We start from the raw sequence: 26,941 nt of genomic DNA on the forward strand, positions 1-26,941 counted from the left end.
TCTAAACCGTTAAGGCTGGCGTCACACCGTTATCAATTAACGCTGATAACAGTAGTTATAAGCCAAAGACCACTTTTTCACTCTTAAGTGACTTCTCTAAGCCAGCGGCTAATCCTATGGCTATTACTAATGTGGCCACAGACGACACGATTAATTGCATCATTGGAATTTCACGGCCCTTAATAAAGTCCATTAAGGCTTGTTGCTGGCCCGACACAGGTAGCCACTGCAATACGTCTGGAGCTATGTTGTAACTAGCGGCCATAGAAAGTGCCAAGGGGACAAATAACACCATGGTTAAGTATGATTGTGCCTCTTTGAAGGTTTTAGCCATAAACGACACATGCAGTTGCAAGGTTGCAGCCATTAACGCGACGGGAATACCAACTAAGAACATTAAGCCCATAAAATCTTGAGTGATATTGACGGTAAAGCCAATTTCTTGCCACGGAACAAAAGGGTAAGCCACTTTAGATACCAGTAAAATCAAGATTAACCCTAGTAAAGCAAAACAGGTTACGGCAATAATTTTACCTATCACTAACTGGCGGGTACTCATGGGATGGCTAAGCAATAACGCTAATGAATTACGTTCGCGCTCACCAGCGCTGGTGTCGATAGCGAGGTTCATACCAGAGATAAACACTGAATACATCATGGTGAAAATGGCAATGCCCAAAATCATTCCACCTTTAGAGTCCGGTGTGGCTTGATCTTCAATATTTATTTTGAGTGGCTGGGTAATGCGTGGATTAATTCCACGGGCAATTAAACGTATGCTGCCCATTTCAGCGCTATATGTTTGCAGCTGACGTTCAAGTCGACGAATCGACTTTTGTAGCTTCTCATCTGAATTATCAGCAATCAATAATACTTCTGCCGGTTTGGCTTTAGCCATGTTAGCGGCATAATCATCGCTAATGGTTAAGATGATTTTTTTAGCTTGTTCATCTTCACTATGGTTTATGCCGTTATTACTTAAGTAGCGCACTAAATCTGGCGCCTTGTCGGCATTGTGGATGTTGATGTTTAAATCTTCAGGGCTAGATAACTGGCCAATTAACACCATAAACATGGCGCACATGATCAACGGTGTACCGATGGCATAGTAAAGACCAGCCATTACCGATCGTTTGTCGCGTGCGGCGTCGACGAGTTCTTTACGCACCATTGCGAGTATCATTTTCATTATGCTGCAATCCCTTCGTCTGTTCCGATAAGTTCGATAAATGCATCTTCAAGCGAGTCTTTACCTGTTTGCTGACACAGTTCATCTGGGCTACCAATGGCAACAACTTTGCCGTTAGCCATTACGATGACGCGATCACACAAGGCGGCGACTTCTTGCATTACATGGCTTGAAAACAGCACGCAATGACCTTCAGCTTTGAGTTGCAATAAAATATCGCGCAGTAAGCGAGTGCTCATGACATCGAGTCCGCGAGTGGGCTCATCTAAAATGATGTTACTTGGCTTGTGCACTATGGCTTGTGCTAAGGCCGTTTTCATTCGTTGGCCTTGGGAAAAACCTTTGCAACGACGGTCGCTAATGTCTTCAAGCTTCAATTGTGCAATCACATCGGCGGTGGCTTGCTTGGCTTGTTTACGCGACATGCCACTGAGCTCGGCAAAGAAGCTAATATATTCACGCGGCGTAAGGCGCTCATACAAACCAAAAGGATCGGGGAATAAACCTAGCTGCTTTTTAGCACCAATAGGATCGATAGCGACATCAATATCATTGACGGTCGCGGTTCCTGAGTCAGGCTTAAGTAAGCCAAATAAGGTGCGTAAACAGGTGGTTTTACCGGCACCATTTGGGCCAAGTAATCCAGTGATTTGACCATTTTCAGCGCTAAAACTTAAATCATCTAACGCCTGCACATCGCCAATCTTTTTGGTTAAGTTTGCAACAGTAATCATGATTATTCCTTATCTGCAGCAGTATTCGCTGGCGCTGTTGTTTCTATGTCTGTCGGCGTTTTGACAACTGGCAATGCTTCTACAGTATTCGCGTTGAGGTAAAAACTGCGACGCACATCTTTTTGCAAACATTCGCCATTGATGTCTTTTACAGAGCCTTGTTCAACTAACTGGGCGACTAGGTCATTGCCACAGCTTTGTCCTGCTACACCATGGGTAGCATAAGGCGCAATAAAATGTTTTGAATGGGTGAGTTTCTCTTGCGCTAGCGCGCCCCAGTTAGGTGGCGTAGCCGGGTCTAGCTCGCCAGATAATAGTAGGGTCGGTATGTCACTGTGGATTGGTTCGCTGAAATTCTCACTCTCAGATGGCATTGGCCAAGCTTGGCAAGTTTTTTCTAGCCCCTCTAGCATGTTGCCACTGATGTAGGAGTCTTTAGCATCTTTGCGCATTTGTGAAGTAATGCGATGAATGTCTTCGCCGCACACCACAGAGGCATGCATACCGATAGCAATACCTGTACTGTCAGCGGTTAAGGTGTAAATACCTAATATGGGTTGATAATTACCTTGTGCAGCTTGGTGAATCGCATGGGGGATCAGTGCACGTATGTTTGGCATGTACATCGCCATGCGGATTGCGCCGCTAAACTTACCGCGTGTGAGTAAAAAGTCACTGAGTTCGTCGGTAAGCGGATCACGTACTTGCTGACTAATGGGGGCTTTCGCGAGTAGCATATCGACTTTATTGAACTCGTCAGCTAATTCAGGAAATTGCTGTTGGCAAGCAGGAGTACTTTTACAGTCGCGCCATAATACATTTAAGCCACGTTCTATTGAGCTGCCAATGGCGACAACACTTTGTTGCATGGGCACCACGCCATCTAATGTCACTGTCAATAGTGCTTCTGGATAGTGGCGCATATAAAGCTGTGCCATGCGTGTACCATAAGAAATGCCGTATAAATGCAGTTTTTGATAACCTAAAAATTTGCGTACCGCTTCAAAGTCTTTTAATGCTGAGTTGCTACCGTATTGTGTGATGTCGGCATCAATGTGGGCGAGGCATTTTTCGGTCATGGCAATCACATCGATATCGTCATCATTCATGTTGAGTAATTCAGTGGTGTCATCGTCACAAGATAGAATATTCGATTGGCCCGTGCCGCGTTGATCGATGAGTAAAATGTCGCGTTGCTGACGAACCTTTGACAACATACGATTAAAACCAGCTGCATTTTCAATCGCTGATTGGCCAGGACCACCTGCGATGGCCAGTAGGGCTTCACCAGGATGAGTGTTTTTAATCGCTGGTAAAATAGCAAAATGAATGTCGATTCTCTTGCCATCAGTGAGCTTAGGATTTTCTAACACGCTGATTTTACCGCATTGAAGCTGCTCGTCTAAACCGTCTAAGTAACAAGCACTGGTTTTAGCAGCCGCTGCGAGATTAACCTCTGGTGTGTCGGCATAGCTATAATTGGCGAGTAAAATACTTATAGCAGCAATAAACCAGCGGCTCGTAAGCGTTAGCGAATGGCATAAACCAGGGCGGTTAATTCGCTCTGCTAAGGCTGTGTTGACAAACTTCCTGTTGATCATCGGAACGTTTCCTTTTTGCATTTCATGACGATTATGATACCTTAGCATCTAGTGTATGAGTGTATCAATGTATTAATACAGTTCCTAAAGGCTAATGTTAGAATTATTAAATGTCAACCCCAGCAGTGGTGAACCCATTTATCGACAGTTACACGATCAAATCGTGCGCTTAATTGTTGGCGGACAATTGCACCCAGAAGATGTGCTGCCTTCGGTACGTCAACTTGCTGAGCATTTAGCTGTAAACCCAATGACAGTGTCGCGGGCTATGCAGCAACTTGTCGACCAAGGTTGGGTTGAACGTCGTCGTGGCCAGCCATCACGTGTGGCAGCAAGAACGTCAGCCAATAGTGCTTCTGGTAGTAGTTTACTGGCACCGCAATTATCTGAGTTAGTTGAGCAAGCGCGCCAGTTAGGAGTCGATTATGACCAATTACAGCGTTTGCTGGCGCAATATTGGGATAAAGAATAGCAGCAACACAGTTCATTCATTTTATCGTTAAGGATATTATCTAGGAAGTCGACAATGGAATCCGAACAACAACCCATTTTACGTTTTAATCATGTGAGCAAAACTTTTGCCGCCAAAGATAAATCGGCAGCAGGACATACAGTATTATCCGATCTATCGATAACACTTTATCCTGGGATGGTGGTCGGATTATTAGGCCAAAATGGTGCCGGTAAGTCGACACTAATGCGCTGTGCGTTAGGTATTATTGATATTGATCAAGGGGATATTTTAACCTTAGGCGAAACGCCTGCCGCGTTATCTATTCAGGCAAAAGAACGTATTGGTTATGTACCACAGCAGCCTTTTGGTTATGAAGGTTTTACCATAGATAAAGCATTAGAACTGCATCGAAGCTTCTACCCAAACTGGGATATGACGCTTGAACAAGATTGGTTAGAGCGGTTCGATTTAGATGTCACCCAAGCGGTGCAAAAACTCTCGGTTGGGCAGCGTCAATCATTGGCCTTGATCATGGCCATGGCGTATCGCCCAAGTTTGTTATTACTCGATGAGCCCGTCGCCAGCCTTGACCCTATCGCCAGACGCAAGTTTATGAGCGACTTATTTGATCTCGCGCTTGATTCGGGTTCTGCTGTATTATTTTCATCGCATATCACCTCTGACTTAGAACGCGTTGCCAGTCATGTTGCCCTGATTAAAAAAGGTCAACTAGTGCTGTTTAAAGAGATTGATGCCCTGCGAGAAGAGGTTAAATTACTCAGCATAAATGACGGTACCACCTTACCATCAAGCTACAAAATTTTGAGTCAAAGCGGGCTAAATATGCTGGTGGACACACAAGGCGACTCGGCCGTCATCACGGGAGTGCAGAGTGTCAAGGCCGTTAATTTAGAACAGTTATTTATGGAGCTGCATCGATGAGTTTGCAGCCGTTTAACCGTGGCAATAGCTTATGGCGTAAACCTTATCGTGGCATGCTGCGTTTATGGTTATATGACTTAGGCAGTGTCAGTTTTATTGCCACTGCAGGATTAGGCTTAGTGTTAGGACTGCTGTGCTTTATCAGCGGTAAAACTGAAATTGTCAGCCTGGTTTTTTCAATGGCTACTGTGTCTACAGCAGCAGCAATCGCGTGGCAGCTAAATCGGTTATCAGCAACCGAGTTGACCGGTCTAATACCTGGTTATCAACAGCATGTACTCATACAAGCAGCGAGCATCGCGGCGGGCATGTTATTGATACAGCTATTAATCTGTATTAGTTTTTCTGCTTATGATGTCATCCCCAAATTACTCCTCGCCATTGTGGTCGGTTTACTGTTTGTGTGGGCTTGTTTATGGCGCAGTAACAGTTTTCATTTATCATTTTTGTTATTCATAGCGGTACCCTTATTAGATCGATTAGTACTCACCATACCGACGTGGATAATGCTGATTATGGTTGCGATACTGTCTTATCATGTTATTGACTTGTGTCGGCGCTTACGCTGGAACAGAGAATCGCGTGTGGTGTACCTCAACGCCGTGCAAATGGGCTGGATGTGGTTGCCAAGCATAAAAGGTTTTACTTGGATTACCCGCTTTGAACGTTTTTTCCACCCGATGAATTTTTTCATTGGTCCTGTGCTGGCGGTGATGATGTTGTGCTTGCCAATTATCGCTCTTGGATTGATGTTGTTATCGTGGTTGTTTGAGATTAATTTGCCAACATTATTTTTATTGGCACAATTTTCGGTGCTCAGTTGCTCTATCGTTCATTGGAGCCGAATTCAACGTTGGCGCGCGGCAGAAACCTTGTTTTTACTACCTTGTTATAGTGGCCTGAACGGATTGCGTGGTGCATTTTACCGAAGCCAATATCGTTTTATTGTGGTTTTGGTGATGATGGTCAGTGCGCTAGGGCTAGTAAAATGGCTTATTGATCCACAAATAACTCTGCCGTTTGTGGCTCATTTAGGATTAAGTACCTTTTGGGGCAGTGCCATTATGCTCGGTGCTGGCTCGGCTTGTCGTAACAGCTATCAAGCGACTGCGGCAATGCTGATTGTATTGATACACTCCATTCTGGTGTCACTGAGCTTTGCCGCCTTAAGGGACGGCGACAGCTTGACGATGTGGCTGCTTATTGATATTCCGCTAGTGGTCATCGGTATACTTGCACTAGTGTGGGGTAAGAGTCAGTTATGGAAAAATGGCATTAGTGCAGCTTAACAGCAGGTCTAATTTTAGTCCGAACGTGACTTTAAGCTCAAAAATAGAGCAAAAGCTCTTATGGTTTGTGGCCGCTTAATGTAGAATGCGAAAAGCGGAACACCTGTAAGCTAAAAAGGCCACAGCCATATGTCATTAGATCAATACCACGTAGTCCAACTTCTGCAGCAACAAGGTCAGTCACTAGGTCATAATATCGCCCTTGAAGGCTTTGATATGCCGGCCCCTTGGCACACTGTCTCTTGGAGTGCATTCAATACAATCACCGACTCAGTCGCACAGTTGTTAATTGAATTTGGCTTACAAGTACAAGACAAGGTGGTTATTTTAGCCCAAAACTGCCCACAGTGGACTTGTGCTGATATTGGCGCCCTAAAAGCGCGCAATGTGGTCGTGCCTGTGTATCCCACCAGTACTATCGATCAAGCGGTGTTTATTGTTAATGATGCTCAAGCTAAATTAATTTTTGCCGGTAACCAACAGCAATACGACATGGCATGTACCATTGCTACTCAAGCAGACTGCGTAGAGCATATTGTGGTGTTTGATGCGAATGTGACCCTGAATGCCGATAATCATGTGTATTTTGATCAGGTATTAGCGGCGCAATTTAATCCGCTGATTAACGCAGAACTCAATACCAGGCTTTCCAATAGCAACCTAGATGACTTATTAACGCTGATTTATACCTCTGGCACCACAGGTAACCCTAAAGGTGTGATGCTGGACTACCGTAATTTTGCCTCAATGATCAATCAACATGACAGTAAGTTACCTTTTACAGCGGGTGATGTGTCGTTGGCATTTTTACCTCTGAGCCATGTATTTGAACGCGGTTGGAGCATGTATGTATTGTGTCGCGGCGGCCATAATGTCTATCTAAATGACACGAATCGAATTAAAGAAGCCCTCGTTGCGGTAAAACCTCATACCTTATGTGTTGTGCCGCGATTTTTAGAGAAAATATACAGCGCAGTACACGATAAAGTCGGCCAAGCCTCTAAACCAAGGCAAGCCCTGTTTGCCTGGGCGATGAGAGTAGGCAAACGTCAATTTGACGTTAGCCAAGGCCGTGCTGCAGGAAGTTTGTGGTTAAGTGCACAGTGGCAGCTGGCTAACAAGCTGGTTTTCAGTAAGCTACAGCAAGTATTGGGTGGCAGGTTAAAGTTTATGCCTGTTGGCGGTGCAGCTCTCGATGTTAATGTTGGCAGCTTTTTTCACAGCATTGATGTGCCGGTATTGTGTGGTTATGGCATGACAGAGACCTGCGCCACAGTAACTTGTAACACCTTAGATAATCGCGTATCGGGATCGAACGGCAAGCCACTCGATGCCATGCAAATTAAGCTAGGCAAAGACGACGAAATTTTGGTACGTGGCGACACCGTGATGCGTGGTTATTACAATCGACCACAAGATACTGCTGAAGCCTTTGAAGACGGTTGGTTAAAAACCGGTGATGCAGGGCGTATTGATGAGCAAGGTAACTTATATATTACCGATCGTATTAAAGAATTAATGAAAACTTCAAACGGTAAATACATAGCACCGCAGCGAGTTGAAGGTAAGGTGGCTTGTTGCCCATTTATCGAACAAGTCGCCATTGTTGCCGATGCACGCAATTATGTATCAGCCCTAATCGTGCCAGCATTTGAAGCATTAAATACTTGGGCTAAAGCGCAAGGTATTCATGTTGAAAACCCAATTGATTTGTTACGTCACTCACAAGTGGTGGCTCATTTCGAGCAGCGATTAATCGAGTTGCAACATGAGCTAGCTGGGTTTGAAAAAATCAAAAAATTCACCTTATTGCATGAAGCATTTTCAATGGAGTCTGGACTCATTACGCCGACATTAAAGCTACGTCGTAAAATGATTTACAGTAAATATCACAGTGAAATTAATGCCATGTATGGCAAGTAATTAACCATCAATCTTTATACCAAAGGACGCATTAGCGTCCTTTTTCGTAATACTTAGTGATAATTGCCAGTATTTCCAGTAGCGGTACAATGCCATTCTTAAAATGAGGCAACATAGAGGGAACTATGGAAATTATCACGGTAAATGGAAAGCCTGTTTTTAGGTCTAGCACTCAGTCTTTTTATGGCAATCAATTTAGCCAGAAAGTGTTGGCTAGTGGTATTTTTGCAGAGATGAGTGGTACATGATCAACAATTCGCAGAGTGAAGATGTTTCTGTTGGGATATTTCCGCCCTTGTTGTCATTTATAACCTTTTTAATTGCTTCTGTGTTGATGACTATATCATTTGGAGTAGCGGCATCTGTTACATTGAATTTTTATTTTGACCCTTCAGCAGAAGTGATTTTAGGTGTGCTAGCCGTTTTATCGATCAGTTTTTGCTTGGTGAATTACCAAGTAATTCTAGGTTCATTTTTTGCCGTTAAAGTGCTGAGAGTTGCTCAATATTCTCTTTTGGTTTTGCTGGTTCCTGTTGTGATAATAGAAGATTTTTCCGTTGGAGTATTCCTTGTTAAATTGGTTTCAGCTGTTATAACAATTAGCTCAATTTTTATTTTAGACAGCACACAATATCAAATTTTTGTTCAACATCGATTAAATAGTGTTGAAGACTATAAATCTGTTCTTGCGGAGATAGCTGCAGAAGAAGGCTCTAAAAATTAAAGCAGCTCTTCGTTGATTAAACTCACTTGTGGCTCTGTCGTTTGGGTCAGTATACGAACGGCAATAATAGTGAGTCCATTCATGTGATGGAGTCAGTATTTACGCGATAGGAAAATATGTCGAATAGTTGTTTGGCTTCGGAGTGACAAGATTTTCGCCGAGATTTGATGGCATTTTGTCTGTTTAGTTGATTTTGACCATCATAGATGAGTACGATATTCATCTAAAAGTCAATTTTTTCAAAGTGTTAAATTTGGTTCCTCGCATTATCTATAAATACTTTCGTATTCAGGAGTTTTTTGATGACCTCGAGTGAGATGTGTCGTTAGAATGGGCTAATGACATTTGTTCACCGAACAAAACGTCAATGGACTCAAAATAATAATAAAGGATTCTTTGTGACAGACACTCAATTTAGCATGACCCTCAAACCGCGCTTTTGTGAAACCGACGCATTAGGACACATTAACAACACGGTTATTCCTGTGTGGTTTGAAGCGGCTCGTGAGCCCATTTTTGAAATCGTAAATCCAGGCCAAGATTTAACTAAGTGGAACATGATCATTGCTGGTTTTACAGTCGCCTTTACCGCGCCAACGTATTATGGCGCAGAAGTTGTGGTTAAAACGCATATTAGCCGTTTAGGCAATAGCAGCTTCGATATATTACAAAGCTGTTGGCAGCAAGGTAAAAAAACCGCTGAAGCGACCACTACTATGGTGCATTATAATTACCAAACTGAAAAAAGTGAGCCACTCGCTGAGTGTGTCCGTCAGCAATTGGCAGCGTTAACGGGTCCGGTTTAAGGTGTTAATGAGCCATAATAGCTTTAGGTAACATAAGGGCTTAACGTATAAATTTGACCACATAGCTGCAGCTGGTATTGATGTTAAAATTTTCCGTTTTAGCCCACGCCAGCCCAGTACGAACTAATTTTTCGGCAATACCTTGGCCGCGTAAAGCGAGTGGGACAAAGGTGCGTTGGAAATCGATACTTTGACCATCTAAGTGGTATTCGAGCACGGCTTCAGCCCCTTGAGTGACGACCACAAAACGATGTCGATCGACTTGATGTTGCACTGTTACAGCTTCTTGGTTGCTCATGGCTTGTTCTCTATTGTTATTGATTGCTGCATTGTTTAAACAAAATTAATCTTTTTATTCATGCGGTTATAAAAGATCGTTATTCATGCAGCTTCAATGCGGCAAGTAATTCTGGAGTTAATTTGGCTTTTTGGTTTGTTTTGAAGTTAAACATCACCACTTTTGCCCAGCCGATAGTCGTAACAGCTTGCTGTGCTTTACTGAACACTGTGTAATGCATCACAAAGCGGTCTTGAGTAATGTCACTTATTTTTACGCCAACAATGATAGCGTCAGGAAAGGTCAGTGGGCGCTTAAAGCGAGCATTGGTTTCGCTCAATACTGGACCTACTCCAGTGGTTTTTATATCGCTTAGTAGGTTAATTTGATTAAAGAAATCGAGACGCGCGGTTTCAAAGTACTTAAAATATACTGAGTTATTAACGTGTTGTAGAGCATCCATTTCACCCCATGCGACTTGAATGTCTGTGCTGATAGAATGTTGAGCTAAAAAGTCATTCATGGCGGTTCTCTGTTGTGGATTAATAAATTAAACGCTTGTTTAAATTCAACTGTTAATCTAACAGTCTGGACGATGAACAACAAGGGACAGTGGCTATTACAGTAAGTATATCCAGTGAACTTATAAGGATTTCACCTTGCGAAAAGAGACTTATCTAACAACATCGAGTTTATGGATATCGTCATGTTGGGCAGTGTTTACTGCACGATTTGCTAAGCTGCAAACTCAACTGAGTGCGCCGCAAAAGCTCTACCTCGTCGCGATAGTGTTGTTGTTTTGTACTGACTCCGTTGTGTGGGTGGCGATTATCAGCGTCATGGCGATGTCGATTGAGTTCTGGCATTTATTTGAACGCATGTGGCACAGTCTGGCTGGTAAAGCGGTGTTGTTATTGTTCTACGCCATCGTAGCTAATTTTGCCTTGGCAAGCTCAAGTTCAGTGGTTAACGATGTGGTTGGTGTGGCTGCTAGTAGTTTTAATTATACTCATAACTTTGCCATATTATTGTATATCCCAGCATGGAGTGTGGTGATGAGCTGTATAGTATTGTTAGTGCTGCAGCTTATTTTCCCGCTGATGTTTGCCGTGTCTTTTTTACTCCGTCCTTTTGGTGTAACCAATTTTCGCTTGATTAGTCATCAACATTTTCATCGTACTACTTTTTGGGTGCGGGTGATTTTAGCTGCTGTTGTGCTGTATCACCTTGCCATGCTGATGGACCTGGGTGGGCAGATTGAGAAAGCCTTAGATGATCCACAAGTTGTGCAATTAGTTGAAGCCAAAACAGAAGATGAAATAATCGCAGATGATGGCACCCCTTTAGTTGTAAAACAACAAGGTGAGCAGCAAGAGGTTGCAGAGCCTCCGTTGATTAAAAGTGCTGATGAATTGGTGCATGCTCAAGAACGTGACGTGATCGATGAGATTGCGAAGCGGCCATATAACCATTTACGCAGCCAGTATTTTACCAGTGTGCGCAAAGCCATTGCCTTGTTTGCTTTTCAGTTAGAGGCTAATGCTAAATCGCGCTGCCAAAAGCTGCCACTGTCGCATGTAGTTGAACTTAATGATTATGAAATACTTGAGATAACGCCAGATATCAATGCTGTGTATGGTTATCATTTTGAAGTTAAAAAATGCATCTCACCGGCATTTCCTAGCAGCTGATAAGTTGCACATATAAAAAAACGACCCAAGAGGCCGTTTTTTATATGTGCTGCTAAAGTCTTAATCGAAGGTTAGCTCACTAAAGCTAGTTACTTTTTTACACTTAGCTTGACGTTGATCGGCAAAACGGATCATTTGGCAAGTCGTCATCCCCGCTGCTTCTGCAGCAACAAGTTCTTCTGCTACGTCTGACACAAATAAAATCTGCTTTGGCTTCAAGCTGATGGTATTGCAAATATTGCAGTAGGCTTGTTTGTCTAATTTATTGCCTGTTCGGGTATCAAAGTGACCATTGAACGAACCGGTTAAATCGCCTGCTTCGGTGTGGCTGAATAACAGTTTTTGTGCTTCGACAGAGCCAGAAGAGAAGCTGTAAATACGAATGCCTTTCTCTTTAATGCGCTCAATGCTCTCGATAAAGTCTGGATAAATATGGCCAGTAAACTCAACGCGGTTATAACCCTGTTTCCAGATTAATCCCTGCAGGGTTTTCAGTGGCGTAAGTTTGCGATCTTCGTCGATCCATTGCTGTAAAATCTCGATGACTCGCTCAAGTGACGCATCGGGTTCTAGGGCGATATCTTTAACATCGCTAATACAATAATCAACGACTACGTTATGTTGGTTTTGCTCAAGAAAATCAGCCATAGCCTTTCTTGAGTAAGGAAATAACACATCCTGAATAAAGTTAAGATCGGTAGTGGTACCGGCGGTATCAACGATAATAGCTCTAATGCTCATAAGACTTGTTACTCCAAAACAATAATTAACTTAATGATGATCCTATGCTTTATTGGGGATTAAGGCTAGTGCTATTCATCACTTTGCCCCTGTATTCGCTGATTTTGAGTGCAAGGTGTGAGCTAAGTTTAGATAACGCTAAATTGCCTTGAGTGATGCGGTCTGGTAGCTTCAGGTATAACTTTATGCTCGAGTTTTACAAGGAAGGCACCATGCTTACAACAGGGACAAAACGTTATTTCAAATGGCCGCTCATTTGGATTAACCGTATAACGAGATACACGCTATTACTGAGTTTTTTCTCCATAGGCGCGGTGTCTGCCACTGAGGTATTGCCGCAACTTAACACTGAAACCCTGAGTGTCAGTTCCACTCTATTTAGTGACCCAGCTGACTTTGTGGTGACCTTGCCAAACGGTTATACCAAGCAAACCGATAAGCGTTATGTGGTGTTATTTGACTTACATCCACGTAGCCATTTGTATTTGTCGGGAATGCACGATTGGATGAGCCATAATGGCGGATGGCCGTGGTTAGAGACTATCATTGTCACCGCGCCAGATGGTCATCAAGGGCTAGGCAAGTTGAAAAAGCAGGCCATTGAACAACGAGGCGACCAAGCTTTACTGGATTTTTTTGAGCAAGACTTATTGCCAGCGATAGATAAACGTTATCGTACCAATGGCTTTCGTATTTTTAATGGTTTTACTGGCAATGCGGGTTTAGTGCTATATAGCCTCATCAATCGTCCTAGTCTGTTTAATGCGTATATTGCTGCCAGTCCGGTACTTTCTAAAGAGTTTGCTTATGTGTTAAGCGATGCGCCCAAAAAGCTGCAAAGCATGAAAAACCAGGCGCGATTTTTATTCGTGAGCACCAGCGACAGCGACTTTGAGCAAAGGCAGCTCGACTCGTTTGCGACGCTTGAAAATATTATTCAGACCCATGCCAATAGCAAATTGAATTATCAAATAAAGCGCTTTGATGGCAGCTATTATATGACTCAACCTATTTTGGCGACGGCATTGGGTATTGAGATGATATTTAATGATGTGCATACCGTATTAGCGGCAGACTCTGAGGTGTCACAACAAGGTACTAAGGCGATTCTAGCCTATTACAAGCACCTTTCAGATGACGTTTATGGCTTTGATGTACCTGCGATTGATTCACTGCTAGCGTTGGCTGATAGTTTACCTCCAGAGCAAGCCATTAGTGTATATCAAGACACGATTAACGCTTACCCAAAAGCTGACTCCGCTTATCATTCGTTAGCCAGTGTTTATGCCGCAGCAGGTGACATTGACCAAGCAATCGCTTTTGAAAAACAAGCGCTCGCCAATACTGATCATCCGTTTTATCAAAGTAAATACACTCAGCAATTAGCTGAATATCAAGCGCAGTAAAATTAACTCTAGTGAGTTTATTACAGTAAAATACGGGACGAGATTTCGCCCCGTATTTTTAATTGCGTTATTGTTTACACTGCAGTTTCAAGCCACTGATTAATTTTCTGTTCCATTAAATCCAACGGTAATGCACCATTTTCTAAAAGACGATCATGAAACACTTTAATATCGAATTTATCACCTAAAACTTGTTTGGCTTTTTCGCGAAGTTCGATAATTTTTAGCTCACCTAGTTTATAACCCAGTGCTTGCCCCGGCCATACTGTGTAACGTTCAATCTCAGCTGTCGCTTCAGATTGATGAATACCTTCAGTCGCTACCGCGTAATCAATGGCTTTTTCACGGCTCCAGCCTTTGGCGTGCATGCCCGTATCAACCACTAAACGTACTGCACGATGTAGCTCAGATTGTAAGCGACCAATATTATCAATTGGGTCATTAGCATAAATACCCATTTCGGCAGCTAGGCGTTCAGCGTACAAGGCCCAGCCTTCACCAGCCGCATTGGAGTAAAATACGGTACTCAACAGGGGCAATTCATCAGACAAGCCAATAATGGTTTGTAAATGATGACCTGGATTGGTTTCGTGGTAGGTCAAGGTTTGTAATGAATATGATGGCAGTGATGCTGTATCATACAAGCTGATCCAGAACGTGCCTTTGCGTGAACCATCTTGCGATGGGGCATCATAAAATGCACCGCTAGTTGAAGCCGCACGACTATCTGGTACCGCTTCAATGGCGACATCTTGATCAGGTAAACGGCCAAACCAGTCTGGTAATTTGGCATCAACTAAGGCTAAGTCGGCATCAATATCGGCCATTAGTTGTTGCTTACCTTCTGGCGTATTTGGGTAAAGATATTGTGGGTCGTTGAGCAATACTTGCATGCGCTCACCTACAGTACCGTCAACATAACCCACCTCTTTAAGTAGTCCGTCCATTTCGAGAGTAATCCGTGCCACTTCGGCCAAACCGAGTTGATGAATGTCATCGGCGGTTTTAGTTGAGTTACCTAAATGTTGGATAAGTGTCTGATATAGCTTAGCCCCTTGAGGCAAACGACCAATGCCAGCTTCATGGGTTGCTTTTGGACGCACGGCTTCTAACGTATTGATTAGTTGGCGAGTTGCGGCATAGTATTTAGTTTCAACCAGTTCAGCGGCAGAGCTGATTAACGCATCACTACCCGCAACCTTTGCAGTATTAAGTTTAGCGCCAAAACTGGTGACTAAAGGATGCATGTTAGCCGGGCTGCTGATTTGTGCCTGTAACCCTCGTAAGGTGTTATCAATAACAAAATCGGGTGGAATGACGCCTATATCGGCATCATGGTTAAGCTTATCGACAAGCGTGCCCATTGCTGCAGGGTACATGCTTAAACGGTTTAAATAGGCGTTCGCTTCATCGGTATTGGTTACGGCAAATTTGTCTTCCATATAACCCGGAAATTCAATTTGTAAACCCGATAGGTGGTTGACGGAGTAGGGTAAAAACCACACACCATATTCGCCTAATACCGTGCCATAATTCACTGTTTGAGCCGGCAGCAATGCGCCTTTTACTTCCGATTTTATCGCGCTCAAGCTTATTTTCTCTGAATCGCTAAGGCTTGAGGTATCAATACTATTCAGTTGACTCAGTATTGCCTTAAGGCCTTTTCGACGGTGAGTTTCACCAGATGGGCTGTAGTCGGTGAGTTTAGACATCACTTTGGCGTTGATACTGGCATCGCTCACGCCATAGTAAGTGGCAATTTCTGGTCTAAGTAAAAAGTAATCTCTCGTGATCGACTCTACTTGTTGTTTAAGGCTTAGCTTGGTCGCTGACTTACCTGTTTGGTCGCTGGCTGTTTTTGAGTTGTTATTAGCTGTACTGGGATCAGAGCAAGCGGTGGCAAGCAGACTTATAATAATGGCAGGGATAATTTTTTTCATTGATTACTCATTACGTTAATAGTGGCATTCAAGTACGAATATGAGCATATCCTAACAGTTATGAGGCTTAAGCTGTTGCAGTTTTATGTGCGACCTATTGAAAAATAACGCTGTCAGTTTGACGATGAGGTATAAATATGGTCTAACATTATTGAACATTGACATGAAATGGAGAAGGATATGTTAGGTGAAAGCCATGCGTTATTAGTTGATTTTCCTGAGTATCAAGACAAGATTTTGATGTTAACCGCCACTGATACTGAGTTTGCAGAAGATGCAAAGCAGTACCATAATTTAGATACTGAAATTCGTAAGCTGGAGTTGCGCAACTCTCCAACAAGTGATGACTTTATGCATCAAGCCAAGCTTGACCGAACCGTGCTCAAAGACAAGCTTTACCTGCAGTTTACGCAAGCTTAATTCGTTTATTCGGCATTTTTGGCTATGTCACCATTTAGGTTGTGATGACATGGTCAATTCTTGCTGCAATCTCTGTAATTCTTATTTGTTTTTATTATCTTTGATTTATGGCCTGCGGCCACTAAGGTCGTGGCGCTTCGCCCACACCAGACCAAGAGGAAACCAACGGCTGTTCCCTCTTGGAACTCCCAGCCGCCACATCAAAATTATCTGAAAAGCGATAATTTCGCGACGTGGTTGAATCCAGCTTTTAACTTCGTTTGTAACCGGCTTCGGCCTTATTCGAAAATGCTAACGCTTCCGATGGGGCGTCCCTTCCCCTCGAAAGCTAGCTGGCCATCCTTGGCCTGCTCACGCTATTTTCTTCAACGGCCTCAATGTTATTGAATCCTGATGGTTTTAGATCAGCGAAATGAGGCCAAATTACTCGCAAGGACAACAGAAATCACAAAGTACTACTTAAAAAGGTGTAATTATAACAATTGATTAGCTATATATTTGTACAAAAAATAACTACCGTATATAAGATAATTCCGATAGCATCTTATTTTAAGTAAGAGTTACCGAAGAATATGGACTCGGCATCGACCAAATTTGATAAGCTGTTTGTGCTTTCAAAGTTTAAGCACTAAGGCGTCATGTAACATAAAGGTAGATATGGCAGCGTTTAATAAAAACAAAATCCCATTGTCTGCACATTATGCAATGATGTCGAAGCAGAATAAGAAACTAACCGATAAAAATCGATACTGTTTACTTGGTGAGACAAACTGTCGAGGTAAAGCAATTAAATCACACTCGGTACAAGAGGCATCTTTACGAAAAATATCAGATAGTAGTTCGCATATTTATCACTTTGCTTCTCCTGACTTTTCTGAAACACAAGAGATTTATAATAAAGGCGTTTATTTTCCCGAGAAAATTAGCGTATCAAATGCGACAGTGTTTAATGGTTTTTGTATAAAACATGATACCGAGTTGTTTCGTTGTATAGAAAAAGAAAAAATAGAGCCAAGTGTAAAGCAGTTAAATGCTTTACACCTTAGAGCTGCTTCGAGAGCTTTCCAGGGAAATAGAGGGCTGAAAGAAGCAATAAGAAACATTAGAAATTATGACTACCCTGAACAGCATAATCCTCAAAAAGAGTTGGCTCATATAGCAGATCAAGATCAACATCTAGAATATGTACTTCTTCAAATGCTTTCAGAAAATAATGAGCTGATGAACAATTTGTCTGGGGCAAGTTCTAACATGGATAAATATCTCTTCTTACGATTGAAATGTATTCCTGATTTAATGTGCTCAACACTTCTAGCTCCTTTGTTTGGCTTCAAGGGCGAGTCGCTTATGAATAAGGAAATACCTAAAGATATTAAACATCTTTGTGTAACTATTTCATCCGATGAAGTTGGTGGTTATATTGCGTTACAGTGGTCAAGCCTAGATTACATATCATGCTCCTTTATTAAATCGTTCACAGAGTGTCGTCATGATTTGAATCGTTTAGTAGCCTACCTAATGATATTTACTGATGTTGTTTTTTCACCTAGTTGGTGGGATGCACTAAGCAAAGAAAAACAAGAGACTATAATGCATTTTGCTATAGCCCCTCATTTCACCCAATTACTTAGAGATATTTATGTATCTTTAAAGATTTACAATAACTTCATAAAAAATGAAACTCCACTAGTATGTTGGGAAATCGTTCAGCACAAGTCAAATGCATAAAATACTAATTAGCTGGGCTAATAACCGCAGGCTATTTTCTTAATTTATTAAGATGTTATCTATAGATTTACTAATGGTTTTAACTACTCTCATCTAGAAGGTTTGCAAGCTTTCGTCCAAAAAACGTTAGACCTATTCTACTTATTTTACCTACCAATAAACCATGCTCAATTCAGCTTACTCTTTTGCAAATACCTGATGGCCGTTGACCCAGGTGGCGATGACGTTATTTTGCCAAATCTGTTGTGGGTCAATTTTAAAATAATCATCTTCGACTAAGATAAAGTCAGCTTTTTTACCGGGTTCTAATGAACCTAATAATTGCTCTTGGTGGCCCGCGTAGGCGGCGTCGATGGTGAAGCTTTTGAGTGCTTCGATGCGTGATAGTTTTTCGCTAGAGAGCCAGCCGTCGAGTGGCTGATTAACATGATCTTGGCGGGTAACTGATGCATGTAATCCAAAAAATGGGTTAGGTGACTCGATGGGAAAGTCTGAACCGTTGGCGATAACGGCATTGGCATTTAACAGTTTTCGCCATGCATAAGCGCCGGCTAGACGGGCTTTACCTAAACGATTTTCGGCCATGTTTTTATCGCTGGTAGCGTGTGTTGCTTGAATTGAGGCGATAACCCCAAGTTGGGCAAAGCGCGGTATATCGGCTAAATCGAGAATTTGTGCGTGTTCAATGCGGTGGCGTAATGCTTTAGAGTCTGTGGCTGCAATCGCGGTTTGGTATTTATCGAGTACGACTTGATTGGCATTATCGCCAATGGCGTGGGTGTTGACCTGAAATCCCGCTTTCATCGACTGTAAAATTAGTTTGCCTAATTGCTCGTCTGAGTAAAGCATTAAGCCTTTATGGCCAGGTTGATCTGAGTATTCTTTGATTAACGCAGCGCCGCGACTGCCCAGTGCGCCATCGGCTGATATTTTAACGCTGTCGACTTTAAACATATCGTCAGCCGTGGTGATGAATCCTTGTTTTAATATGGTGTCAAAGCGTGGGTCTTCTACCGACAGCATGCCATTGACTCGAATGCTCATGGCTTTTTTATCGGCTAATTGCTGGTAGGCTTTGATGTTAGCAATGCTAATGCCAGCATCGTGAACGCTGGTGAGTCCGTAAGAGGCAAGGCTGTTCATTGCTAGCGTTAAAGTGGATTCAAGTTGTTGCTGGTTAAGGTCTGGAATGATGTTAAACACTAAGTTCATTGCATTGTCGATAAGTACGCCAGTTGGATTACCTTGAGCATCTTTAACAATTTCCCCGCCTTCTGGCGCGACTGTGTTGGCGGAAATACCGGCTAGCGCTAGGGCTTTGCTATTCACCCAAATAGCATGGCCATCTACCCGACCAAATGACACTGGGTTAGCGCTAAAGGCTTTATCTAGGCTTTCTTTGCTGGGAAATTGCTTACTGTCCCATAATTCTTGGTTCCAACCGCGACCCATCAACCAGCCATCGGTGGGATTTTTTTTACTGAATGCTTGAGCTCGCGCAACAGCATCTTGCTCGCTACTGGTATTGGTCAAATCAGCGGTGAGCAGACTCAAGCCGTAATTCAGTACATGACCATGGGCGTCGATTAATCCAGGCAGTAGCGTTTTACCTTGTCCATCAATTAAGGTGATATCAGTCGCCGTGGGTAAGGTTTGATTTTGGTTAAATAACTGATCAATTTTATCATCGGTAAATTGAATCGCATTAAAGGTTTGCAGTTTGCCGTCAACGAGAGTGTAGCCATTAACGTGATGCACCAGTGTGGTTTGCGCCATGCTGTTAGCGCTAAAACCTGCAAAACCCAATGCTATCGATAGCGCTAAATACCCTTTTTTCATCTTGTTATCCCTTGTCATACGACCATTTAATCAGTACCCATTAAATGTTAATTAATCGTTAATGGCAAGAGGCGTAATGGGATGTCGATTAGCGTTTTATGTGTTTAACTCCTTTGTCTAAGGATTTGTAAATTAGCTTAACGGCCAATTCTGATGAGACGTTAAGCTGTTGTCATGGCGGATGACTAAATCACAGTAACTGACTGGTTACTGCACGATTAATGCGGTAGGGCAATTACCTGACCTTTTTTGACCACGGTTTTGCACGGATTAACCCCGTATGCGTAAGCCAATTGTGCTGGTGTGGTGATGTCCCACAAACAAAAATCGGCTTGTTTACCGATGCTAATACTGCCGACATTATTATCGATACCCAGCGCTTTTGCAGCATTAATGGTCACACCTTGTAAGGCTTCTTCTGGGGTTAATCTAAATAGCGTACAGGCCATATTGAGCATTAATAAGGTTGAGCAAATAGGCGATGACCCCGGATTAAAATCGCTGGCAATCACCATAGGTACCTTGTATTGGCGCAGTAATTCAATTGGCGGTAATTGGGTTTCGCGTAAAAAGTAAAATGCCCCTGGTAACAAGGTTGCGCAGGTACCGCTTTCACTAATGGCTTTAACGCCAGCTTCGTCTAAAAACTCAATATGATCGACTGATTTAGCCCCAAGCTTGGCGGCTAAGGCGCTACCGCCCATGTTGGTTAATTGCTCGGCATGCAGTTTTATCTGTAATCCTGCTTGTTTAGCTGCGGTTAATACTCGCTCCGTTTGCTCAAGACTAAAGGCGATATTTTCACAAAAGACATCCACAGCATCAGCAAGGTTTTCAGCGATTACCGCGGGGAGCATGTCATTGATGACGAGGTCGATGTACGCATCGGCATTATCTTTATATTCTGGCGGGATAGCATGGGCGCCTAAAAAGGTGGTGCAGACGTCAATATGATGATGCTCGCCGAGTTCACGCGCTACGCGAAGTAATTTAAGTTCGGTTTCGGTGTTCAAGCCATAGCCTGATTTAATTTCAACTGTGGTGACGCCTTCTCTGGCTAGGGCGTTTAAGCGTTGTCGGCCCAGTTCAAAGAGTTCGGCTTCATCGGCATCACGACACGCATTAACCGTTGAGATAATACCGCCACCTGCGCGAGCGATTTCGGCGTAAGTCGCACCTTGTAAACGCTGTTCAAATTCGTGGGCACGATTACCGGCAAAGACTAAGTGGGTGTGTGCATCAATGAGCCCCGGCGTGATCCAGCCGCCTTTGCCTCTGTAAACAGGTGTTGCCAGTACATCAAACTCAGGTAGTTCACTGCGCGGGCCAACCCAAGCAATTTTACCGTCTTTTACTGCAATGGCCGCTTGATGTATTACGCCGTAAGCCCCTTGGATATTGGTATCCATGGTGGCCACGTTTACATCAATCCACACTTGATCCCACGACATAACATCCCCTCAAAATCGGTTTATAACTGTTTGCTAAACAATACTTGTTTTAGCTTGTATATACAAGGTAGGATGAATGATGTGTTTTTAAACAGCAATGGCATTATTGTCTAAAAAACCTGAGAGCTGCTGATATGGTCCAAGCAAAGTTTGCCCAAATAAAACAATTCATTTTGAGCCGTATTGAAACGGGCGAATGGCAAGAAAACGATCGAGTGCCGTCTGAAAATCAGTTAACTGAATTGTTTGCCTGTAGCCGCATGACAGCAAGGCGGGCGTTAACTGAGCTGGTGGACTCGGGCGTGTTAGAGCGCACTCAAGGGGTAGGCACGTTTGTGGCAGGATTAAAGTCGCAATCGTCACTGTTGGCTATTCGTAATATTGCTGACGAGATAAAAGATCGCGGCCATGGCTATAGCGTTCAACAGCTGGAACTAAAACAAATAGATGCCTCAACAGCGGTGGCGAATGCGTTAGGACTTGAAGTCGGCAGCCCAGTATTTTATTCAGTATTAGTGCATTGCGAGCAAGGCTTACCACTGCAAGTTGAAGAGCGTTATGTGAATCCACTACTTGTACCTAATTACCTACAACAAGATTTTAACTTACATACACCCCATGAATATTTATCGGCGGTGGCGCCACTGACAGAGGCTAAACATACCGTTGAAGCCATTATGGCTAATGAGCTGTTGCAGCAACGTTTAGCCATTACGGCGAGTGAACCCTGTTTACAAATTTTACGTCGTACTTGGTCACGCCAAGGTGTGGTCAGTTTTGCTCGCTTAGTTCACCCGGGCAGCAAGTTTAAACTGGGTGGTCATTTAACGTTTGCGCGTTAAATAGTGATATCGAAAATGAAAACCTTAAGACATTAATCATAAACAACAAGACCAATAAAAAACCAAACCGAATTAATCGGTTGAAGAGGATAATATGGACAAACGACATGATCCAAGCCGTCGCATTATTGCCCCGCACGGTACTCAATTACAGTGTAAAAGCTGGTTAACTGAAGCGGCAATGCGGATGTTAATGAATAACCTCCACCCAGATGTAGCCGAGCGCCCAGAAGACCTAGTGGTTTATGGCGGTATTGGCCGAGCTGCGCGTGACTGGCAAAGTTACGACAAGATTATTGAGGTGCTAAAGCGCCTTGAAGACGATGAAACCTTATTAGTGCAGTCTGGTAAACCTGTTGGGGTGTTTACCACTCATAGCAATGCGCCACGAGTGATTATTGCTAATTCAAACCTAGTGCCACATTGGGCTAACTGGGAGCACTTTAATGAACTGGATAAAAAAGGTTTGGCTATGTATGGCCAAATGACCGCCGGTTCGTGGATTTATATTGGTTCCCAAGGCATTGTTCAAGGCACCTATGAAACCTTTGTCGCCATGGCGAAACAGCACTTTAATGGCTCGTCAGCAGGCAAGTGGATTTTAACTGGCGGTTTAGGCGGCATGGGCGGCGCGCAACCATTGGCTGGTACTATGGCGGGTTATTCAGTATTAACCTGTGAAGTCGATGAAAGCCGTATCGATTTTCGCATGCGCACCGGTTACGTCGACAAAAAAGCCACTTCATTAGATCAAGCATTAGCGATGATTTATGAAGCAAACCAAAGCGATAAGCCTGTTTCGGTAGGTTTATTAGCGAATGCCGCCGATGTGTTTACTGAGTTAGTGACTCGCGGCATTGTGCCTGATGTGGTCACTGACCAAACCTCAGCCCACGATCCATTAAACGGCTATTTACCTCAAGGCTGGACCTTAGAGCACGCAGCGCAAATGCGTAAAACTGATGAAGCGGCAGTGGTTAAAGCGGCTAAGCAGTCAATGGCCGTTCAAGTTAAAGCTATGTTGGCATTACAAGCAGCCGGTGCGGCAACCACGGATTACGGTAATAATATTCGTCAAATGGCCTTTGAAGAAGGTGTGACGAATGCGTTCGACTTCCCAGGATTTGTGCCTGCGTATGTGCGGCCATTATTTTGTGAAGGCATTGGACCATTCCGTTGGGTAGCCTTGTCTGGCGATCCGCAAGATATCTATAAGACAGATGCCAAAGTCAAAGAGCTGATCCCTGATAATCCGCAGTTACACAATTGGCTCGACATGGCGCGTGAGCGTATTGCATTTCAAGGTCTGCCGGCACGTATCTGTTGGGTTGGCTTAAAAGATCGCGCTCGTTTAGCGTTAGCCTTTAATGAAATGGTCAAAAATGGTGAGTTATCCGCACCGATTGTCATTGGTCGTGATCACTTAGATTCTGGCTCAGTTGCCAGTCCAAACCGTGAAACCGAAGCCATGCTCGACGGTTCTGATGCGGTATCGGATTGGCCATTAATGAATGCTTTACTCAATACGGCCAGTGGTGCGACTTGGGTATCATTACATCATGGCGGCGGCGTAGGCATGGGCTTTAGTCAGCACTCAGGGGTGGTGATTGTTGCCGATGGTACCGATGAGGCTGCGGTGAGATTAGGCCGAGTATTATGGAACGACCCCGCTACTGGGGTAATGCGTCATGCAGATGCTGGCTATGACATTGCAAAAAATTGTGCCAAAGAGCAAGGCTTAGACCTGCCAATGTTAGGAGCATAACCCATGTCGACTTATTCATTTGAACTTATTCCAGGTACGTTAACCCTGGCACAAACCCGTGCGATCAGCCGCAATGATGTCAAGCTGACTCTTGCTACTGCAGCGATTGAAGACATTAAGCAAAGTGCTGAAATTGTTCAGCAGGTGCTCCGCGAAGGCCGAACTGTTTACGGCATCAATACAGGCTTTGGTTTATTAGCCAATACTAAAATTGCCCCTGAAGACCTGCAATTACTGCAACGCTCTATTGTGCTGTCTCATGCCGCAGGTATTGGCAAATACATGCAAGATGCCACTGTGCGCCTAATGATGGTATTGAAAATTAACTCATTAAGTCGCGGCTTTTCGGGCATTCGTTTAGAAGTGATCGAGTTTTTAATCCAGCTAATCAATGCCGGTGTGTATCCATGTGTGCCTGAAAAGGGCTCAGTTGGTGCATCAGGTGATTTAGCGCCACTCGCACACATGTGTTTGCCGTTATTAGGCGAAGGCGAAATGAGTTATCAAGGCCAGATCATTAGCGCTAAAGAAGGCTTAGACATCGCAGGATTACACCCCATAGAATTAGCCGCTAAAGAAGGTTTAGCGCTTCTCAATGGTACTCAAGCATCGACAGCGCTAGCGCTTGAAGGGTTATTTAATGCCGAAGACTTGTTTGCTGCCAGTTCAGTGATTGGTGCTATGAGTGTTGAAGCGGCTATGGGCAGTCGTAGCCCATTTGATATACGCATTCATGCTGCGCGTGGTCAAAAAGGCCAAATTGATTCGGCCGCTATTTTCCGTCATCTGTTAAGCAATGAGTCAGAAATTAGCTTAAGCCATACCAATTGCGAAAAAGTACAAGATCCCTATTCACTGCGTTGTCAGCCGCAAGTGTTAGGTGCCTGTTTAACCCAAATACGTCAAGCTGCAGAAGTGCTTGGGGCTGAAGCTAACGGTGTTACCGATAATCCACTGGTGTTCCAAGACACTGGCGATATTATTTCGGGCGGTAATTTTCATGCGGAACCTGTAGCAATGGCGGCAGATAATCTTGCAATTGCGATTGCTGAAATGGGTTCAATTTCCGAGCGTAGAATGGCTTTACTCATTGATTCTAGCTTATCTAAGTTGCCGCCATTTTTAGTGGATAATGGCGGGGTGAATTCTGGTTTTATGATTGCTCAGGTGACTGCGGCAGCGTTAGCGTCTGAGAACAAAACCTATGCTCACCCAGCCTCGGTAGACAGCTTACCCACATCGGCTAACCAAGAAGATCATGTGTCGATGGCCACCTTTGCTGCACGGCGCTTACGCTACATGAGCGAAAATACCCGTGGTGTATTAGCCATTGAATTGTTAGCTGCTGCACAAGGACTCGACTTTAGAACGCCTTTGCAACCAAGTACAGCAGTGGCAATGGCCAAAGCCGAACTGCGTGACATCGTCACGTTTTATGATAAAGACCGATATTTTTCACCTGATATCGAGAACTCGGTCGATTTGTTATCGAGTGCAAGCTTTAACAGGCTGCTGCCACAGGGTATGTTACCGAGCTTTTAGTGATGCCACTGATCATTAGCATAAGATATTGATCAATAATCCGATAAAGGGCCGTAAGGTCCTTTTTTATTGCCTTTCTTGTTCAAGGCTAAGCTAATTTTTGTTTAATCTTTCATAGGTATACTGGCACTATTTATCACTGCTAACATAGCCGTGACTTACATTTATATTGAGCGTGTTACTGATCTTGTCGAGGTTTCGTTAACGTTCTGCATCAACACAATGCATAATGTCATATTGATAAGCCTGTGAATGCTTTATCATTTTTTACGCGATTTAATTTAAGTCTCTTTATTGAGTAAAGAGAACGTCTTGCTAAGGATTTTTTTGTGAATATAGATGTACGAGTTGAAATGGCGGCTTGGTTAACCCGCTTAGGCATTAATAGCCAACCATCGGATGGTGTTGCCACATCAATATTAGTTCTTGCTTGTTTACTAGTGGCAGGTATCAGTTACTACATTACCCACAGATTTGTGGTTCATGGTGTGAATGCCGTGATCCGTCGCTCCTCGGTGACTTGGGACGATATTTTTATGCGCTTTTTTGTATTTGAGCGCCTCGCTATTCTGGTACCGATTTTAATCCTCGATTTATTAATGCCTATTTTAGTGACTGAGCACCCGTTAATCAGTGCCATTATCGACCGTTCTCTTAGCGCTTTGTTGGTGTTCTTTATTATTCGCGCAATATATAGCGGCTTAAATGCCATCGATGAAATTGCTGATGTTAATCATGTGAATCGCCGTTTACCGGTAAAAAGCTTTGTTCAGCTAACCAAATTATTCCTGTTTTTTATTGGGTTAATTGTCGCATTTGCCATTTTAGCCGACCAGTCGCCTATTTATTTTTTTAGTGGCTTAGGTGTGGCAACTGGTTTGGTAATGCTGGTGTTTCGCGACACTATTTTGGGTTTTGTTGCCGGAATTCAGTTAGCGGCTAATCGCATGGTGAGTAAAGGCGATTGGATCCAAATGGATAAGTATGCTGCAGACGGCGCAGTTGAAGACGTCACATTAACCACAGTCAAAGTCCGCAACTGGGACAATACCATTACCATGATCCCAGCCTATGCATTAGTGTCTGATGCATTTAAGAACTGGCGCGGCATGTCTGAGTCTGGTGGTCGACGGATTAAGCGTTCAATCAACATCGATGTAAATAGTATTCAATTTTTAACTGATGAAGAACGTCTACGCCTAGGTAAGGTGAATTATTTAAAAGAATACTTACCACAAATATTTACTGAAATCAGTGTCGCTAATGCTAACGTAAGTGATATTGAAATGAAGGTGAACGGTCGTCATCTAACCAATATCGGAACATTCAGAGCATACTTACAAGAATATTTGCGCCGTCATGAAAAAATACATAAAGACATGACATTGATGGTTAGGCAGCTTGCGCCAACGACTGAAGGCTTACCCATCGAGTTGTATATTTTTACCAATGACATTCGATGGACCTATTACGAAGCCATTCAGGCCGATATTTTTGATCACATTTTTGCCGTGTTACCCGAGTTTGGTTTACGTGCGTTTCAAAATCCGACAGGAACCGATATTCGCAGCATAAAGCAACACACCGAACAAGATTGATAAGCGGTCAGATAATGGATCTCTGAGTCGTTAAATCAC

At 43.4% G+C, this 26,941-nt stretch carries 23 protein-coding genes; 14 read left to right on the plus strand and 9 right to left on the minus strand.

Annotation, left to right across the window (positions count from 1 at the left end; genetic code table 11):
* Positions 1-55 precede the first annotated feature (55 nt).
* From ACED29_RS16605 to ACED29_RS16615, 3 genes are read right to left on the minus strand one after another with little or no spacing between them, the layout of a single operon-like run.
* Complete coding sequence (locus tag ACED29_RS16605; protein ID WP_371698132.1) at positions 56-1,189, minus strand: ABC transporter permease; 1,134 nt, start codon at positions 1,187-1,189, stop codon at positions 56-58.
* On the minus strand, positions 1,189-1,923 hold the full coding sequence (locus tag ACED29_RS16610; RefSeq protein WP_124016656.1) for an ATP-binding cassette domain-containing protein: 735 nt from the start codon (positions 1,921-1,923) through the stop codon (positions 1,189-1,191). Before ACED29_RS16610 ends, ACED29_RS16605 begins: the two co-directional genes overlap by 1 nt.
* A gap of 2 nt (positions 1,924-1,925) precedes the next feature.
* Entirely contained in the window at positions 1,926-3,524 is a 1,599-nt protein-coding gene (locus tag ACED29_RS16615; protein WP_347690590.1) for an alpha/beta fold hydrolase, read from the minus strand.
* Between the two features lie 94 nt (positions 3,525-3,618).
* Between ACED29_RS16615 and ACED29_RS16620 the strand changes: the two genes are divergently transcribed.
* From ACED29_RS16620 to ACED29_RS16645, 6 genes are all read left to right on the plus strand, one after another.
* Complete coding sequence (locus ACED29_RS16620; protein WP_124016658.1) at positions 3,619-3,996, plus strand: GntR family transcriptional regulator; 378 nt, start codon at positions 3,619-3,621, stop codon at positions 3,994-3,996.
* Positions 3,997-4,050: 54 nt separating this feature from the next.
* Positions 4,051-4,920: an ABC transporter ATP-binding protein gene (locus ACED29_RS16625; protein WP_371698133.1), complete on the plus strand. Its 870-nt coding sequence runs from the start codon at positions 4,051-4,053 to the stop codon at positions 4,918-4,920.
* Positions 4,917-6,209 (plus strand): ABC transporter permease, encoded by a 1,293-nt coding sequence (locus ACED29_RS16630; protein WP_371698134.1) that lies wholly within the window; start codon positions 4,917-4,919, stop codon positions 6,207-6,209. The genes ACED29_RS16625 and ACED29_RS16630 overlap by 4 nt, the downstream gene beginning before the upstream one ends.
* A 129-nt stretch (positions 6,210-6,338) precedes the next feature.
* Positions 6,339-8,132: a long-chain fatty acid--CoA ligase gene (locus ACED29_RS16635; RefSeq protein WP_371698135.1), complete on the plus strand. Its 1,794-nt coding sequence runs from the start codon at positions 6,339-6,341 to the stop codon at positions 8,130-8,132.
* Positions 8,133-8,376: 244 nt separating this feature from the next.
* Positions 8,377-8,856 carry a hypothetical protein gene (locus ACED29_RS16640; RefSeq protein WP_182723148.1) on the plus strand — a complete coding sequence of 160 codons (480 nt, stop codon included), beginning with the start codon at positions 8,377-8,379 and terminating at the stop codon, positions 8,854-8,856.
* A 419-nt stretch (positions 8,857-9,275) separates the two neighbouring features.
* The gene (locus ACED29_RS16645; RefSeq protein ID WP_371698145.1) at positions 9,276-9,662 is read left to right on the plus strand and encodes an acyl-CoA thioesterase; all 387 of its coding nucleotides are present in this window, start codon (positions 9,276-9,278) and stop codon (positions 9,660-9,662) included.
* Between the two features lie 40 nt (positions 9,663-9,702).
* Here the strand turns inward: ACED29_RS16645 and ACED29_RS16650 are convergent, their stop codons facing one another.
* Positions 9,703-9,960 carry a GNAT family N-acetyltransferase gene (locus tag ACED29_RS16650; protein ID WP_371698136.1) on the minus strand — a complete coding sequence of 86 codons (258 nt, stop codon included), beginning with the start codon at positions 9,958-9,960 and terminating at the stop codon, positions 9,703-9,705.
* A gap of 79 nt (positions 9,961-10,039) precedes the next feature.
* A complete protein-coding gene (locus ACED29_RS16655) occupies positions 10,040-10,462 on the minus strand; it encodes a thioesterase family protein (protein ID WP_347690597.1) in 423 nt (140 codons plus the stop codon).
* A 136-nt stretch (positions 10,463-10,598) separates the two neighbouring features.
* On the opposite strand from ACED29_RS16655, the gene ACED29_RS16660 reads away from it, so the two are divergent.
* Positions 10,599-11,630 carry a hypothetical protein gene (locus ACED29_RS16660; RefSeq protein ID WP_371698137.1) on the plus strand — a complete coding sequence of 344 codons (1,032 nt, stop codon included), beginning with the start codon at positions 10,599-10,601 and terminating at the stop codon, positions 11,628-11,630.
* Positions 11,631-11,690: 60 nt separating this feature from the next.
* Here the strand turns inward: ACED29_RS16660 and mtnC are convergent, their stop codons facing one another.
* Positions 11,691-12,371, minus strand: coding sequence for an acireductone synthase (gene mtnC / locus ACED29_RS16665; RefSeq protein ID WP_182723151.1), 681 nt, complete (start codon positions 12,369-12,371; stop codon positions 11,691-11,693).
* 212 nt (positions 12,372-12,583) lie between these two features.
* Here mtnC and ACED29_RS16670 point away from each other — a divergent pair, with 212 nt between their 5' ends.
* Complete coding sequence (locus ACED29_RS16670) at positions 12,584-13,777, plus strand: alpha/beta hydrolase-fold protein (protein ID WP_371698138.1); 1,194 nt, start codon at positions 12,584-12,586, stop codon at positions 13,775-13,777.
* Positions 13,778-13,851: 74 nt separating this feature from the next.
* Here ACED29_RS16670 and ACED29_RS16675 read toward each other — a convergent pair whose 3' ends face one another.
* Positions 13,852-15,717: a DUF885 family protein gene (locus tag ACED29_RS16675; protein WP_371698139.1), complete on the minus strand. Its 1,866-nt coding sequence runs from the start codon at positions 15,715-15,717 to the stop codon at positions 13,852-13,854.
* A 180-nt stretch (positions 15,718-15,897) separates the two neighbouring features.
* Here ACED29_RS16675 and ACED29_RS16680 point away from each other — a divergent pair, with 180 nt between their 5' ends.
* Positions 15,898-16,137: a YdcH family protein gene (locus ACED29_RS16680; protein WP_182698208.1), complete on the plus strand. Its 240-nt coding sequence runs from the start codon at positions 15,898-15,900 to the stop codon at positions 16,135-16,137.
* A 657-nt stretch (positions 16,138-16,794) separates the two neighbouring features.
* Positions 16,795-17,865: a hypothetical protein gene (locus ACED29_RS16685; RefSeq protein WP_371698140.1), complete on the plus strand. Its 1,071-nt coding sequence runs from the start codon at positions 16,795-16,797 to the stop codon at positions 17,863-17,865.
* 177 nt (positions 17,866-18,042) lie between these two features.
* Here the strand turns inward: ACED29_RS16685 and ACED29_RS16690 are convergent, their stop codons facing one another.
* Together ACED29_RS16690 and hutI are read right to left on the minus strand one after the other, a co-directional pair.
* Positions 18,043-19,704, minus strand: a complete 1,662-nt coding sequence (locus tag ACED29_RS16690) for an amidohydrolase (protein ID WP_371698141.1) — start codon at positions 19,702-19,704, stop codon at positions 18,043-18,045.
* Positions 19,705-19,922: 218 nt separating this feature from the next.
* Positions 19,923-21,155 (minus strand): imidazolonepropionase, encoded by a 1,233-nt coding sequence (gene hutI / locus ACED29_RS16695; RefSeq protein ID WP_182742490.1) that lies wholly within the window; start codon positions 21,153-21,155, stop codon positions 19,923-19,925.
* A gap of 134 nt (positions 21,156-21,289) precedes the next feature.
* Between hutI and hutC the strand changes: the two genes are divergently transcribed.
* The 4 genes from hutC to ACED29_RS16715 all read left to right on the plus strand — a co-directional run bounded on the left by hutC (position 21,290) and on the right by ACED29_RS16715 (position 26,902).
* Entirely contained in the window at positions 21,290-21,997 is a 708-nt protein-coding gene (gene hutC, locus ACED29_RS16700; RefSeq protein ID WP_124016673.1) for a histidine utilization repressor, read from the plus strand.
* Between the two features lie 94 nt (positions 21,998-22,091).
* Positions 22,092-23,762, plus strand: a complete 1,671-nt coding sequence (gene hutU, locus ACED29_RS16705) for a urocanate hydratase (RefSeq protein ID WP_371698142.1) — start codon at positions 22,092-22,094, stop codon at positions 23,760-23,762.
* 3 nt (positions 23,763-23,765) lie between these two features.
* Complete coding sequence (hutH, locus tag ACED29_RS16710) at positions 23,766-25,304, plus strand: histidine ammonia-lyase (RefSeq protein WP_182742492.1); 1,539 nt, start codon at positions 23,766-23,768, stop codon at positions 25,302-25,304.
* A gap of 353 nt (positions 25,305-25,657) precedes the next feature.
* On the plus strand, positions 25,658-26,902 hold the full coding sequence (locus tag ACED29_RS16715; protein WP_220487642.1) for a mechanosensitive ion channel domain-containing protein: 1,245 nt from the start codon (positions 25,658-25,660) through the stop codon (positions 26,900-26,902).
* Positions 26,903-26,941: the final 39 nt, after the last annotated feature.

The organism is Shewanella sp. 5S214 (assembly GCF_041439795.1).
GTDB classification, from domain to species: Bacteria; Pseudomonadota; Gammaproteobacteria; order Enterobacterales; family Shewanellaceae; genus Shewanella; species Shewanella vesiculosa.

Coding starts and splice junctions, on each gene's coding strand:
- ACED29_RS16605 (WP_371698132.1), bottom strand. CDS start 1,189: ATGAAAATGATACTCGCAATGGTGCGTAAAGAACTCGTCGACGCCGCA.
- ACED29_RS16610 (WP_124016656.1), bottom strand. CDS start 1,923: ATGATTACTGTTGCAAACTTAACCAAAAAGATTGGCGATGTGCAGGCG.
- ACED29_RS16615 (WP_347690590.1), bottom strand. CDS start 3,524: ATGATCAACAGGAAGTTTGTCAACACAGCCTTAGCAGAGCGAATTAAC.
- ACED29_RS16620 (WP_124016658.1), top strand. CDS start 3,619: ATGTTAGAATTATTAAATGTCAACCCCAGCAGTGGTGAACCCATTTAT.
- ACED29_RS16625 (WP_371698133.1), top strand. CDS start 4,051: ATGGAATCCGAACAACAACCCATTTTACGTTTTAATCATGTGAGCAAA.
- ACED29_RS16630 (WP_371698134.1), top strand. CDS start 4,917: ATGAGTTTGCAGCCGTTTAACCGTGGCAATAGCTTATGGCGTAAACCT.
- ACED29_RS16635 (WP_371698135.1), top strand. CDS start 6,339: ATGTCATTAGATCAATACCACGTAGTCCAACTTCTGCAGCAACAAGGT.
- ACED29_RS16640 (WP_182723148.1), top strand. CDS start 8,377: ATGATCAACAATTCGCAGAGTGAAGATGTTTCTGTTGGGATATTTCCG.
- ACED29_RS16645 (WP_371698145.1), top strand. CDS start 9,276: ATGACCCTCAAACCGCGCTTTTGTGAAACCGACGCATTAGGACACATT.
- ACED29_RS16650 (WP_371698136.1), bottom strand. CDS start 9,960: ATGAGCAACCAAGAAGCTGTAACAGTGCAACATCAAGTCGATCGACAT.
- ACED29_RS16655 (WP_347690597.1), bottom strand. CDS start 10,462: ATGAATGACTTTTTAGCTCAACATTCTATCAGCACAGACATTCAAGTC.
- mtnC (WP_182723151.1), bottom strand. CDS start 12,371: ATGAGCATTAGAGCTATTATCGTTGATACCGCCGGTACCACTACCGAT.
- ACED29_RS16670 (WP_371698138.1), top strand. CDS start 12,584: ATGCTTACAACAGGGACAAAACGTTATTTCAAATGGCCGCTCATTTGG.
- ACED29_RS16675 (WP_371698139.1), bottom strand. CDS start 15,717: ATGAAAAAAATTATCCCTGCCATTATTATAAGTCTGCTTGCCACCGCT.
- ACED29_RS16680 (WP_182698208.1), top strand. CDS start 15,898: ATGTTAGGTGAAAGCCATGCGTTATTAGTTGATTTTCCTGAGTATCAA.
- ACED29_RS16685 (WP_371698140.1), top strand. CDS start 16,795: ATGGCAGCGTTTAATAAAAACAAAATCCCATTGTCTGCACATTATGCA.
- ACED29_RS16690 (WP_371698141.1), bottom strand. CDS start 19,704: ATGAAAAAAGGGTATTTAGCGCTATCGATAGCATTGGGTTTTGCAGGT.
- hutI (WP_182742490.1), bottom strand. CDS start 21,155: ATGTCGTGGGATCAAGTGTGGATTGATGTAAACGTGGCCACCATGGAT.
- hutC (WP_124016673.1), top strand. CDS start 21,290: ATGGTCCAAGCAAAGTTTGCCCAAATAAAACAATTCATTTTGAGCCGT.
- hutU (WP_371698142.1), top strand. CDS start 22,092: ATGGACAAACGACATGATCCAAGCCGTCGCATTATTGCCCCGCACGGT.
- hutH (WP_182742492.1), top strand. CDS start 23,766: ATGTCGACTTATTCATTTGAACTTATTCCAGGTACGTTAACCCTGGCA.
- ACED29_RS16715 (WP_220487642.1), top strand. CDS start 25,658: ATGGCGGCTTGGTTAACCCGCTTAGGCATTAATAGCCAACCATCGGAT.